We start from the raw sequence: 12,849 nt of genomic DNA on the forward strand, positions 1-12,849 counted from the left end.
GCGGCTGTTTCGACGACGCTCACGGCTCGCGGCGCGCGGTCCCGCAACGGGATGCGTGATCGTACGTTGCGGCGTCTGTAACAGTCCAGCCGCGTATTTTTCGGTTGATTACGAAGGTTACAGCATGTCGGCGCATCGTCGGGCGAGGGCGGGCCGCCGTCGCCACTCTCGCAGATCACGGGCGGCTGGCGCCGCGTTCGCTCCGCGCGGGGCGCCGTTTGGCGGCCGTTGCCGCCGACGGCTTATTCGTCGAGCCGGCGCCCCGGCGTGCCGCCGATCTCCAGGACGATCTTGTCGATGCATTCGAGCAGCGCGGGCGCGGCGCGCGCGATCAGCCAGTCGCGCGGACATTGGTCGGCCGAGCCGCCGCAATTGACTGCGTAGCGCTCGCCCGACGGCCCGACGAAGCCGAGCGCGATCGCGTTCAGCCCGTTGTACCACTCGCCGGTGGCGATTGCGAAGCCGCGCTCGAGGGTGTCCTGGATCGCGCTTGCGAGACGGCTGCCGATATAGCCCCAATCGTCACCTTCGGCCGTCTGCAGGCCGACCAGCAGACGGTCGCGGTCCGGTTGCGCGAGCGCCGCGAGGTACGCCCGGCCGACGGCGGTGCGCGTCAAGCTCATGCGCGAGCCGATTTCGAGTCGCGACACGAGCACCGCCGAACGCGGGCGGATCGCGTCGATGACGACCATGTCGTAGCGGTCGCGCACCGCCAGATGCACCGACAACGCGGTGCGTTCCGCGAGTTCGATCAGAAACGGCCGCGCGCGCGAGCGGATGTCGAAGTTGCGCAGAAAGCCGTTGCTCAGTTCGAGCACCGACGAGGTCAGCACGAAGCGCTCGCTGTCGGGTAGTCGCAGCAGAAAACCGGTGCCCACGAGCGTCGCGGTGATGCGCGACACGGTGGGCTTCGGGATGCCGGTCAACTCGGCGAGTTCGCGATTGCTGAGTGGTGCGTGCGCGGCGGCGACGGCGCGCAGTACGGTCAGGCCGCGCGCGAGCGCGGTGACTTCATCGCCCGGGCCGTCTCGGTTTTTGCTGGCGATGACCTTGGCGGCGACGGGTTGGTTGGGAGTGGATCGGTTCATGCGTTTTTTTGGAACAGCATTTCAAATTGTTCGTGCGACAACCTGTTGACGGCCGCTCACAGAGGCAGGGACATCTCCAAACCGGGGCACCCATTCATACATTTTTAAGAAAAGTCATTGTATCGGAAGAAATTGCCGATCGATGGTCGACTACATCTTTTTGCTTGACTTAGTCAGCATAACCATAAAAAATGGAACCGCATTTCGAAAGTCGCTTGTCTCCGCTGCATTTTGGTGCGCGCGAGCGGAAAAATCCTAAAATCCAGGATCGGTTGCCCGTCCAATGCGCTTGCGCCTTTCGAATTACCTTCTCTCAGGTTCTAGCACGGCCCTCGGAATGGCTAGAACTTTTTAAGGCGTCACGGCAACGTGACGCTTTTTTTTTGTTGTTATGGGTGCACAACAAAGTTTGCGGGAAGTGAGGAGCGGTTCAGATGCAACAAAGTCTGCGGCGACGCGTATTCTTATTGTGCAATGCGCCAATTTTAATGGTCACAGATTGGAGCTCTGCCTCGGCGATGCAAACCGGAGCACTTTGTCTCAACGCCGAGATCACGAGCGCGAATGCGGATTTCCACGAGTGGTTCAACCAAGTCATACGCTTGGGGCGCCTCAATTGCGCTATCGCGCAATTGCTTGAGAACTCCAGAGGAAAGGTCCGTGCAGAGGTGGCGGTTCGTGTCGCTGCCTTCAGGGTCAGCCATCCGTAAGTGACGGCATAGTCATCGGGGCTGCGAAGTATCTCGGATTTTATCCAAGACTGCCCTAACGCAGTCCAGTTGGGACTATGGCGATGCGCGCGAGCGGCATTTTTTTGGAGTGACAAAAGTTTTGCCACCGAGCTCAGAATCATCTCCTGTACTATTTCCAATAAGCGCTTCGATGTCATCCCAGAATCCCGCTGGGAGTTCCGGTTCTACATCGTCGTCCATATAGTTTCCATTAATTTTTGACGCGGCGAAAGCGGCGCGGAGGAACGCGTTCGCGTGGCCTTGTGTAGTTGCGAGAAGAATATCTCGATGGGGAAAGAGGTTGCCGCACGGCCAATTATGGGCATAGTCGTCCCATTCTTGACCACTGACGGGATACGACTCGTTGAACAGCGCTGAAGCATCGATCGGGAATCCATACTCGGTTGATTTGAGTGCATTGAGCAAACCATCGCACAGCTCGGCAACCCGTTCCGGGGCGAAACTGCAGGCGGCCGCAAGTGCTGCATGAACAACGCGCGCGCTATTTTCGCCGTCGAGCGTAGTGCCGCTCAGAATTGCATCGTAGCCAGATAAATCGGGAGCATCAGCAGAGCCAACTGCGATATCGCACCGCGCGAGGTCGATATTCAGAAGTAGGTTCTGTGATGGGCGTGCGCTCTGACGCTCTCTCTTTTCCAGTTGGCGGAGGTAATCGATTGCCTCGTCGAATTTTCGCACTTCAGCAGCCACACAAGCAGATTCCCATTGGAACCTCGGGATTAGGTCGCTACTGTTCCAACCGCGCAACAATGCGTATCGTTCCTCTGCCGGAGAGTCGGAGCATCGCAACTCGTTAAGAACTTCTAGGCGAATGCGCTGACTGGTCGGGTGAAGAGAAAGCAGCCTCTCGATTTCTCGGCGCCTCTGTTCGCGATTTTCAGCGTCTCCAGGCCACAAACCACGTCCGCGTGCCTCGTCAGCCAAAAGCGGTACGGAATCAGTCGTCGTAACGGCCTTAAGGCGCGGCCAAATCGCCTCCATGTGTGCACTACGATTTTTGTCACCATAGCGAGTACGAATCAACTCGCTCAGAAGGCCTACACCATCTGCGTCAAGTTCTTCGCCAAGCGACATGAGGCGATTGAATGCCTCTTCGTCGTGGCCAAGCATCCATTCACAGTACGCTACCTTCGATGCGATCCTCGGCTCAGATGCATCGAGCTTGTAATAACCCAAGGCAGCCTGTTCATACTGATGTTCTACCGGGCGGCGATGCACAGCCTCTTCGGCTACATCGACCTACGGCTTATGCGGTGGGCTCGACGAAAGTACAGGAGGCTGCGGCAGCGCAAGCGATGTAGTGCGGAATGGCTACGCAAGATGAATTTCGCCCACCCCAGGTTGTTTGTCCACTGGCGTGTCGTAGGGGTATCGGTTGGATAACGGGAGCCGAATGAGTCGAGAGGCGCACGTTCGGTTCTGCGAGAGGCTCGGGGTGCAACTCCCCGGGTCTACTCACCTCATCACAGCAACGAACGGACGCTCGTCGTGAACGCACACTAGAGGAAACTGCTCAAGCCACGATTGGCACGGCGCGCTCGACCTTGGAAGGGGGGCTCAGCCAGCCACGATGATCCCGCCGGTCTCGGGTGGGCATCCTTTTGTTTTCGGAGTGTCCTATATTCGCGGCAGGTGATACCGATCACCAACCTCGCTGCCGCGGCGGGCCGTCCGGGCCGGTTGCGGAACGCGCACGCTGCCCATTACTGAGTTCTCACGCTTGACCCCGGGCTTCGCTTTCGCGGTGCCGACCCTGTGAATCGATTGACGTTTTAAGTTTCGCTTAAGTTTCGATCTCTACGGTTACCCCTCCGAAGACACGGTCGCCCCGAAGGCATGCGGACAGATGTTAGGCAAGCGCACCGACAGCGGTATCCGAACAAGCCCGAGCTTCGCGACGCATGCGTAGCGCGAATGAGCGTGGCGGGCCTGGCCATGGAAAGTTGGCATCGGGTCCGGCCTCTCTTCATTCGTGACGGCACGCGAGCCGAGTCGCCGTCGTTCAATATCACCGCTTCCCGCCGTTCCTTCATGAGTTTTCCCACATTCGAAGTGCCGGCAGCACGCACCGGCAAACTCCTGTTTTTCCGTTCGACCCCTTGCGTCCACGCGACGGATGCTCCGGCGCTTTGCTCGCCGCCACTCCCGCTGCCACGGACCGGGCGCGCCCGGCTCGCGCAGCAGGCAATACGTCCGGCAGATGTTTCGTGAGCGTCGGGACATGCGTGCGTGCATCCTGATCCTGGTTTTGTTCTCCTTATTCGCCGGTCCCGCGATGGCGCGCGCCCGTCATATCAAACGCGTCGTGGCGAAACCCGCGGTGCTCGCGCGCGCTGCGATGGTCGTCGATCTGACGACCGGGCGCGCGCTGTATATGAAGCATGCGGATCAGCGCCTCCCGATTGCGTCGTTGACCAAACTTGTGACCGCAATGGTGGTGATCGACTCGAAACGCTCGCTGGTCAAGCCGTCACGCATCACGGACGCCGATGTCGACCGCTTGAAGTGGTCGCGCTCGCGCCTGCCGGTCGGCTCGCTGCTGCTGCGTCGAACGATGCTGCATATCGCGCTGATGTCGTCGGAGAATCGCGCGGCATTTGCGCTGAGCCGTGATTATTCGGGCGGACGTGCCGGCTTTGTCAAAGCGATGAATCTCAAGGCGCGGCGTCTGCATATGACTCACAGCCATTTCGTCGATCCGACCGGACTGTCGCCGCAGAACGTATCGAGCGCGCGCGATCTGGTGAAACTCGCAAGCGCCGCGTACCGGTATCCGAAGATACAAGCGTATTCGACGTCCCATAGGCAAGTCGTTCTTGGCGGCGACGGCCCGCTGATGTATCACAACACCGATCCGCTCGTGCATCGCGCGTCATGGCACGTTGCGCTGCAAAAAACAGGCTTTACGAACGAGGCCGGTCATTGCCTGATCGTGATGACGCCGGTGAGCGGACACATGATGGTGATCGTGCTGCTCGGCGCTCCGAATCCGCACGCGCACTTTCAGGACGCGATCGAGCTGCGGCGCTGGATCCGAACCATGCGCCACCGCTGAGCGCGCAACGCGCTGGGGCGTTGCGTCCGTCGCCGAGGTTGCGTTTCGCAACGCCCACCGTTGACTGATTTGCGCGGTTTTGCGCGGCGGCCTCAAAGCTCGGGTCGGCGATCGAACCGTTATTCCAGCGGTGTGTCAATGAAACAAGTTTCGCGAGCTAGCGACGGCAGGTGGATTTTGCCGCACGCCCGGATTGCGATGTTGTTGAAGGATCGAACGCTGGTCGCTGACTATGTTAGGTGCCTGACGTTCGCAGCTTCGCGGTATCCGAATCTTCGATCGACCACGTGACGTTATCGGCTTCCCGCCGAGTGATGGCTAATTTGACAGAGCGTCAAGGAAAGAATGCGAGTGTCGGCTAGGACAACGGGCACGAGATCGGCGGCAGGCTATCGCATGAAGCCAGATATCTGCTGGTTGCAGGCGCGGTGATCGGGGGGAGGGCTAACGGTCATCGCCAACGCACCCAGTCCGGCCGAGATCATCCTTGTGCGACGGGGATTTTCTGACGAATCCGTCAGTGCCCTCTGGCTGCTGGCCAGCCCCATTCTTCCGACTGCTACGGCGTGTGTAGCATTCGTTTTTCTGCAGACGCCTTGCCAATCGCGCTGACGCGCTCGGACAAGCATGACTACCAGTAAAGTCGTTAAAAGCTTCGAGTGCAACGGCAGCCAGCGTGCGCTTTATGGGCGTCGCTCTCTAGGCCTAAGTGAAAAGGAAACGACGTGCTTCTTCCAGACACCACAGGAAGCCGTGACGGGAATCCACACATACTTTTGTCGAAGCTTGGCGACTGCAGGCATATCTACCGTTGCATCGAGTGTTGCTGATTGCCCTGATTCTTGCGCGCCTCTCCAGGGCAATACTTTTGCGTGTAACGCATTGCCCGCCGAGACGATAATTGAATCGTAGCGCTGCCCGGTTCGAACCCATTGGTCGAACGCCGCGATGCAATTTACGACCGCTTCGCGAACATGGATGCGTCTGAGAAAGGCGTAGTCGGCTAGTGGTGAGGGTTTCGGTTGCGCATGAGCCAGGTGATAGGTCCAGCAACATACGACGAGAAAAAAAGACTGGTGATAACCTTCATTCGGTAGCAAGCCCGCAGGGGGCACTTATCAATAGGGCAACAAACCGCGAGTATACACGCAGCCTTAAACCGGCTTTCTGCACGCTTTGCCCGAAGCGGGGATGCCCGCGACAATTACGCAGCAGTGCTGCGAGTCGGGATTGCCGGAGCGGAGCGATACTCGCATCACCGCCGAACGAGAAGGAACTGGATGCTTGCCGCGGCATTTGGATGCGCCATGCTCACATCGTGCTCACGAACGCATGATGCGTTTGAAGGTGCACCCATTTACTCGGGCGCGACTGAGCTGGACGACAGATCACATCTATATGTCGTTTGTGAAAGGCTGTGTGCGGTAGAGATCGAGCGCAGAGGGGCTCGTGCTAGTATTTCGGAGATCCTAGGCTCCGATGCTTCCTCGTACTGCCCATGTTGGCGGTCGTTCCCGTCCAGGTGGCGAAGGTCATTTCCTCTGAAATCACTCAATGCGTTTCCGCTCCAGGTCCATCAATTTTTCTCCAATTTCGACTAGACCACACGCGCTGCCGCGTTGGCGTTCGCACGCGCTGGGAGCGGCTTTCTCATTGGGGTTTCTCGTCCTCGCTGCGCGAGCGGCGTGGGTGCAGGGGATCAACGATAGGTTTTATCAGAAGCAGGGGGAACTTCGACAGGTGCGCGAGTTCAGCATTCATGCGACGCGTGGACGCATTCTCGACCGCGACGGGAGAGCGCTGGCGGTCAGCCTTCCGACGCGCACGTTATGGCTGGATGCGGACGGTGCGGACACGGTCTCGTCCGACCAGGCATCTGCACTGGGTAAGTTGCTCGACATTGACGCGGACCGGATCGGCGCAATGGCGGCGTCCCACAAATCATTTGTCTACCTCAAGCGGCAGGTGCCCCTGGATGTTGCGCAGCGGGCGATGCTTCTCGATGTGCCGGGCGTTTATGCCCAACCAGATTACCGTCGCTACTATCCGGAAGGCAGCATTGTGGCGCATGTCACCGGTTTCGCTGGCGTCGACGGTAATGGTCTGGAGGGCATTGAAAAAGTCGATAATCGCCTACTGACCGGTGGCAATGGCAGGCGCCGCGTGCTGCGAAACGCTCAAGGGCAGGTCATCGATACGCTTGCGCTGCAACGTCCCATCGCCGGCAAAGACGTGACGCTCACCATCGATGAGCCCGTCCAGTACGCAACCTTCAAAGCCTTGCGTGATGCCGTTGAGCGCACCGATGCACATTCAGGCTCGGCGATCGTTCTGGACGCACACACTGGCGAGATTCTCGCAATGGCAAACTGGCCGAGTTTCGATCCGAACACCCGCCGCAGAAGAACGGGCGAGGCGATGCGCAACTACGCTGTCACCGATGTGTTCGAGCCGGGCTCGGTCATGAAGCCCCTGACGATCGCACTGGCGTTGCAACGCAATGAGGTATCGCCTCGCTCCGTGGTACCGACCAACGGTGGAAGGCTGCGACTCGACGGGGCCGTGATTCACGACGACAAGAACTTCGGCACTTTGACGGTTAGCGGCGTCCTGCAGAAGTCAAGCAACGTGGGCACGACAAAAGTCGCGCTGCTGATGAAGCCACACGACATGTGGAACAACTTCCGTGCTGTCGGGCTGGGTCGGGCTCCGCGCGCGGGGTTGCCGGGCGCGGCAACCGGCACGCTGCGTCCTTACCAGAACTGGCGGCGGATCGAGCAGGCAACGATGTCGTACGGCTACGGTCTGTCCGCGTCGTTGCTGCAACTGGCGCAGATGTACACGGTGTTCGGCAATGAAGGTCTGTTTGTACCCGCTACGATTCATCCGCGACATGGTATGCCGGCGCATGGTCGACGCATTTATTCGCCACGCGTCGCGGCGGAAGTGCTCACCATGCTTGAGTCCGTGGTGTCCGAGGACGGTACAGCACCACAGGCAGCCGTACCGGGCTATACGGCCGCAGGCAAGACCGGAACCGCATATCGTTGGACCGCGCGCGGCTACGACCGCAGTCAGTATCGGGCGTCGTTCGTTGGGATTGTCCCGGCACAACATCCGAGGGTGATCATCGCGGTGTCGATCGACCGACCCCACGTGGGCTCGCATTTCGGCGGCGCAGTCGCAGGACCTGCCTTCTCGGATATCGCGGCGAAGACCATGAATCTTCTGGGCGTGACGCCTGATGATCCTGGCGCACAATTTGTGCAGGACAATCCAGGGCCGGTCACATAGACGATATGCTCGAGATCGCGTCTCACGCGCTGTCGTTAGCGGTCGACGCCTGGCAATCCTTTTGTCGTAACTGGCCACCGCATACGGACCGTTTTCATTCTTCCTTGACGCCTGCTGCCCGACGGATAATCCAGCCAACCGTGAGCCCCTGACCCAGGATCGACGAAACGACCACACAGTACGTCAACGCGAGGACGATGTCGCGCCCCGGTCCAGGCTGAATCGATAGTGCCAGTGCGACGGAAATGCCACCACGCAGCCCGCCCCATGTAAGCACACTCCACGCTCCTTTCGGTAGCCGCGACGCCCGCCCAAGCAGCATGACAGGCAGTCCCACCGACACCAGCCGCGCGAGCAGTGCGACAAGTGCCGCACCGGCGCCAGCGAGTAGTATCCTGCCGGGGAACTCGACGAGCAGAACCTCCATGCCGATCAATACAAAAAGAACGGCATTCAGAATCTCATCGATCAACTCCCAGAACATGTCCACGTATCGCCGGGTCGTCTCGGACATCGCGGCGGCGCGGCCGCGGTTGCCGATCATCACGCCCGCAACCACCATGGCGAGTGGCCCGGAGACATGCAGATGATTAGCGAGCGCGTAGCCGCCGATCACCGATGCGAGCGTCATCAGGACTTCGACCTGGTAATGGTCGACGCTTTTGAGCAGCCGATATGTCAGATAGCCTACGACGCCGCCGAATAGCAGGCCGCCGCCGGCTTCCAGGATAAATGCAGCCAACCCCGTCTGGACGGATGGAGTGACGCCCGTGCTGGCCATCGTGAGCAGCAGAGAGAAAAGCACGACCCCGACGCCGTCGTTGAAGAGCGACTCTCCAGTAATGACCACCTTCAGGCCTTCGGGCGCGCCTGCGGACTTCAGGATGCCCATCACCGCGACGGGGTCCGTCGGCGAAATCAGGGCGCCGAACAGCAGGCAGAAGGGCAGCGCGAGTTCGACTCCGCAAAGGGGGAGCAGTTTCCACATCGCGAATCCGATCAGCAGCGTGGAGGTCGCCGTACTGAGCACAGCCAGACTGATGATCTGGGTCCGGAAAGCCTTCAGCTTGCGTAAATCCACATGCATCGCGCCGGCGAACAGCAAAAGCGACAGCATGCCTTGCAGAAGCACCTCACTGAAATTGATCGAGTTGACGAGATGCTCTTCTGCAACGCGCAAACCGTGCGCGACGCCAAGCTTGTCCAGTCCAACGATCGCAAGGGAGAGTCCGAGCGCCGTTACCATGACGCCGATCGTCGTCGGAAGCCTCAGAAAGCGGTGATTCACATACGCCAGTAGCGCGGTGACGACCAGACAGATGGCAATGATGTCGAGCATGCGGCGTGGTGGGGGATGAAGGTTCTGGGCTGGATTGAGCGGACCAGCGGCGGTGGATCATGTGATCGGATTCGCACGGGAAATCTATGTTGAATTTTCTGCATCCGGACTCCAGCCGTGCCTTGGGACACGGGAGTATGCGCGGTTGCCAAACAGGTCATCCGGCAGACGCGTGGGGCAGCCAGGCGTCTGAAATCCTGTCCCAAGCATTAACCCGAACACGCTCAGGAACGGCCCGGGCGGTATTCGGAAGCGTTTATTGTGCCTCTCGAGTAGCCAATTCCGCATGCGGTGCGAACGATGACCTCTTTGCACCGTCCTCCGCCTGTTGCTTGTTCACGACGTGGAGCGTGCGCGTCGGGAAAGCGAATTCAATACCCCGTCTACCAAATTGCGTCATCAACTCGAGATTGATTCTCTGCTGTATGTCCATGTACAGGTTGTAGGCGGGATCGGTGACGTAATACACGACTTCGAAATCGAGCGAGCTGTCGCCGAACCCCTTGAAATGCGCACGATCAAAGCGGGTCTTTCCGGCGGATTCGACTGCCTTCTGTACCATGGCAGGAACGGCGCGCAATTGCTCCGGACTCGCATCGTATGTCACCCTGAAATTGAACAGAATGCGCCGCTCGGCCATTCGCTTGTAGTTGTGAATCGTGTTTTTCAGCAGTTCGGTATTGCTGCAAACGATCTGTTCTCCACTCAGACTCCGGATGCGCGTGGTCTTGAGTCCGATGTGCTCGATGCTCCCGGCAATCTCACCGAAGACGATGAAGTCGCCAATCTCGAATGGCTTGTCGAGTCCGATGGCCAGCGATGCGAAAAGATCACTCAGAATGCTTTGTACCGCGAGTGCGACGGCAACGCCACCCACACCCAGGCTCGCGACAAACGCGGTGATGTTCACGCCCATGTTGGCGAGCACCGCCAGCATAAGAACGGACCACAGCAGCGCGCGCAACGTCCACGACAGCATGGTCGTGATGACCGGATTGTGGGCGAGCCTCTCTGTCGCTTCCAGCCGCCTCTCGGTCCATAGCGTCACGCCACGGTTTATCCACAGGGCCAGCTGAAAACCGATGATGAGAAACCAGAGATGGCCAAGACGGGCGTCCCACCTGTCCGGCAATGTCAGAAACTTCGTGCCGACCAGCGCTGCTGCCGCGAGTAGCGTAAGCCGGTGCGTGCCTTCAATGACCTGAACCAGCATATCGTCGAGACGGGTTGACGTTCGCTGGGACAGCATCGAAAGGCGCGTGATGGCGAACTTCAGCAGATAGATCAACGCCAGGTAGCTGACGATGGTCGCGATCGCCGCATAGACCCACTCGCTGGCAGGGATACCCAGAAACGCGTTCAGGTCGAGCCACTTTTTCATCGATTTTCCTCCCCAATTGAATCCGCGTGACGGAACTCATAGACGTGAGCGGTGTAAGCGCTCGTACCGGTCTGTCAGGCCTCCAGGAAGATAGTTCCCCAATCAGCTCGAGTCGGTGGCATGGATGCGCATTCCCCGTTGACTCGATCTGGCGCGGCCCGGGCGCTCGTCCGGCTCACCTCTTCAGAAATCCAGTGTCGTGCATTTCCTGAGAAACTCGATGCATTCAGGCTGGTTTGGCCAGCACGACGAAGCCGTTGTACTCGTCAAGCTGCTCTCGCCGCTCAGCCATGTCGGTCTCCATCGTCAAGTATGCGGAACCGCCGTGCGCGGCTCAGTCCCAGTTTTCGTCGCACCATTTGATAGCCCACGCTTTCGCGCAAGATATGGCATCGGCCTCGTCGGCGAACGAATCGATATCACCTGAATCATGCGTTTCGACGCGGTCTTCCGCGTCGCCCGGTCCTCGACTGATTCTGGCTCTCGCAACGTAACGACCATCGTTAGCGCGGTGCGCCCGGCAATCGATGTGAAATGTTCCATATTCGTACTGCATCGCGGCACCTCAACATTCGTTTGTTACATCAGTTGTCACGCAATCAGTCTGATGAGTTATCGTCAGAAGTGGTGTATGGGGATGAGGCGGGGATTTGAGAAGGCGGTGGCGGTTAGCTGAGAATGTTGCTTGTCGAGAGTAACGAACCAGCGAACCGGAATCCACCACCATGAAGAAGCTTACGGAAGAAACGAACGACGGTAAAGCAGCAGCAGGCGTCGGCAGCCTTGATGAGCTGATCCAGCAAGGCGCGCGACAGATCATCCAGCAAGCGATCGAGGCAGAATTGGCGACATTGCTCGAACAGTACGGGAACGTGAAGACGCTCGACGGCCGGCGCGCCGTGGTGCGCAACGGCTATCTGCCCGGCTATCTGCCGGCGCGTGAGGTCGTCACGGCGATCGGTCCGGTTCCGGTCAAGGTACCGAAGGTACGCGACCGCTCAGGTTCGGGAGTGAAGTTCAATTCGAACATTGTGCCGCCATACATCCGCAAGTCACCACGTGTGTCGGCGGCGTTGCCGTGGCTCTATCTGCGCGGCGTATCGAGCGGCAACATGAGTGAGGCGCTCAGCGTGCTCCTGGGTGAACAGGCTAAAGGGCTTTCACCGAACGTGGTCAGCCGCCTGAAGGCGCAATGGGCCGAGGAGCACCTGCTATGGAACCGGCGTGACCTGTCAGGCGCGCGCTGGTTCTACTGGTGGGCCGACGGCATTCATACCGGACTGCGCACTGACGATTCTGACGGCCAGTGGCTGCTGGTCATCATCGGCGTGAAGCCGGATGGAACGAAGGAGCGCGTGGCGATCGCCGACGGCTATCGCGAATCGAAGGACGCATGGCGCGACGTGTTGCTTGTTCTGTGCCGGATCGGGAGACTCTGACGGCGACGGTTCGCATCCTGAAAGCGGCCCGCGAAAAGAACCGGCCCGAGTAGGTGTGAAAAGTGGGGAGATTCTGCATCGGCAAGAATCTCCCCTATTTTTCTGGACTCCAAGCCTTAGCCGACCTTATATCGGAACCACTTCCGATCGCCTTGATTGGCGAGGCGGGGGGTCACGGCATCAAATGCTCGGCCCGAACGGTGAACCCTGCATGAAGCAAGTCGAAATCGACCGCAAACCGGTACGCATCCTTCTTCGCGCCCAACTCGGGTATCACGCCATGCCAGAAGAGTGTCGCCGGCCGATCGACAAGTTCTGGGAGCCAGCACGGCGCCTCGTCTTGCTTCACTGCCAGACGCAGAGGCACCGTTGCCTTGAGCTTGCCCCCGAAAAACGAATCCCTTGCTGAGCAGGTAAACTCACGCAAGGAGAAGAACGATGACAGGCAAGGCAAAGCGGGCACAGTACACGCTCGAATTCAAGCTGGAAGCGGTGCGACTG

The 12,849-nt window shown here is 59.3% G+C and carries 9 protein-coding genes and 2 pseudogenes; 5 read left to right on the forward strand and 6 right to left on the reverse strand.

Annotated features, from left to right (window positions below; all coding sequences use genetic code 11):
- Positions 1–242 precede the first annotated feature (242 nt).
- A complete protein-coding gene (locus tag F6X37_RS16255) occupies positions 243–1,088 on the reverse strand; it encodes an IclR family transcriptional regulator (protein ID WP_187612034.1) in 846 nt (281 codons plus the stop codon).
- A gap of 434 nt (positions 1,089–1,522) precedes the next feature.
- Here F6X37_RS16255 and F6X37_RS16260 point away from each other — a divergent pair, with 434 nt between their 5' ends.
- Positions 1,523–1,798: a hypothetical protein gene (locus F6X37_RS16260; RefSeq protein WP_187612035.1), complete on the forward strand. Its 276-nt coding sequence runs from the start codon at positions 1,523–1,525 to the stop codon at positions 1,796–1,798.
- 75 nt (positions 1,799–1,873) lie between these two features.
- Here F6X37_RS16260 and F6X37_RS16265 read toward each other — a convergent pair whose 3' ends face one another.
- Positions 1,874–3,058: a hypothetical protein gene (locus F6X37_RS16265; RefSeq protein WP_187612036.1), complete on the reverse strand. Its 1,185-nt coding sequence runs from the start codon at positions 3,056–3,058 to the stop codon at positions 1,874–1,876.
- A gap of 1,087 nt (positions 3,059–4,145) precedes the next feature.
- On the opposite strand from F6X37_RS16265, the gene F6X37_RS16270 reads away from it, so the two are divergent.
- Complete coding sequence (locus F6X37_RS16270; protein WP_316251978.1) at positions 4,146–4,895, forward strand: peptidase S11; 750 nt, start codon at positions 4,146–4,148, stop codon at positions 4,893–4,895.
- 389 nt (positions 4,896–5,284) lie between these two features.
- A pseudogene (locus tag F6X37_RS16275) lies at positions 5,285–5,507 on the forward strand (putative Na+/H+ antiporter); the annotation flags it as partial.
- A gap of 71 nt (positions 5,508–5,578) precedes the next feature.
- Here the strand turns inward: F6X37_RS16275 and F6X37_RS37965 are convergent.
- Positions 5,579–6,010, reverse strand: a complete 432-nt coding sequence (locus tag F6X37_RS37965; RefSeq protein WP_410451370.1) for a BspC domain-containing protein — start codon at positions 6,008–6,010, stop codon at positions 5,579–5,581.
- A 574-nt stretch (positions 6,011–6,584) separates the two neighbouring features.
- On the opposite strand from F6X37_RS37965, the gene F6X37_RS16280 reads away from it, so the two are divergent.
- Positions 6,585–8,189: a penicillin-binding protein 2 gene (locus F6X37_RS16280; protein WP_316251979.1), complete on the forward strand. Its 1,605-nt coding sequence runs from the start codon at positions 6,585–6,587 to the stop codon at positions 8,187–8,189.
- Positions 8,190–8,283: 94 nt separating this feature from the next.
- On the opposite strand, the gene F6X37_RS16285 is transcribed toward F6X37_RS16280, so the two are convergent.
- Positions 8,284–9,528, reverse strand: a complete 1,245-nt coding sequence (locus F6X37_RS16285) for a cation:proton antiporter (protein ID WP_187612038.1) — start codon at positions 9,526–9,528, stop codon at positions 8,284–8,286.
- 256 nt (positions 9,529–9,784) lie between these two features.
- Positions 9,785–10,909 carry a mechanosensitive ion channel family protein gene (locus F6X37_RS16290; RefSeq protein WP_090804029.1) on the reverse strand — a complete coding sequence of 375 codons (1,125 nt, stop codon included), beginning with the start codon at positions 10,907–10,909 and terminating at the stop codon, positions 9,785–9,787.
- 725 nt (positions 10,910–11,634) lie between these two features.
- Here F6X37_RS16290 and F6X37_RS16295 point away from each other — a divergent pair.
- Positions 11,635–12,318: pseudogene (locus tag F6X37_RS16295) on the forward strand (transposase); the annotation flags it as partial.
- A gap of 202 nt (positions 12,319–12,520) precedes the next feature.
- Here the strand turns inward: F6X37_RS16295 and F6X37_RS16300 are convergent.
- On the reverse strand, positions 12,521–12,775 hold the full coding sequence (locus F6X37_RS16300) for a hypothetical protein (protein ID WP_187612039.1): 255 nt from the start codon (positions 12,773–12,775) through the stop codon (positions 12,521–12,523).
- Positions 12,776–12,849 lie beyond the last annotated feature (74 nt).

It is taken from the genome of Paraburkholderia sp. 31.1 (genome assembly GCF_014397645.1).
Classification (GTDB): domain Bacteria; phylum Pseudomonadota; class Gammaproteobacteria; order Burkholderiales; family Burkholderiaceae; genus Paraburkholderia; species Paraburkholderia tuberum.

Bases quoted from the DNA above. Each gene is read 5' to 3' on its own strand.
- F6X37_RS16255 (WP_187612034.1), bottom strand. From the start codon at position 1,088: ATGAACCGATCCACTCCCAACCAACCCGTCGCCGCCAAGGTCATCGCC.
- F6X37_RS16260 (WP_187612035.1), top strand. From the start codon at position 1,523: ATGCAACAAAGTCTGCGGCGACGCGTATTCTTATTGTGCAATGCGCCA.
- F6X37_RS16285 (WP_187612038.1), bottom strand. From the start codon at position 9,528: ATGCTCGACATCATTGCCATCTGTCTGGTCGTCACCGCGCTACTGGCG.
- F6X37_RS16290 (WP_090804029.1), bottom strand. From the start codon at position 10,909: ATGAAAAAGTGGCTCGACCTGAACGCGTTTCTGGGTATCCCTGCCAGC.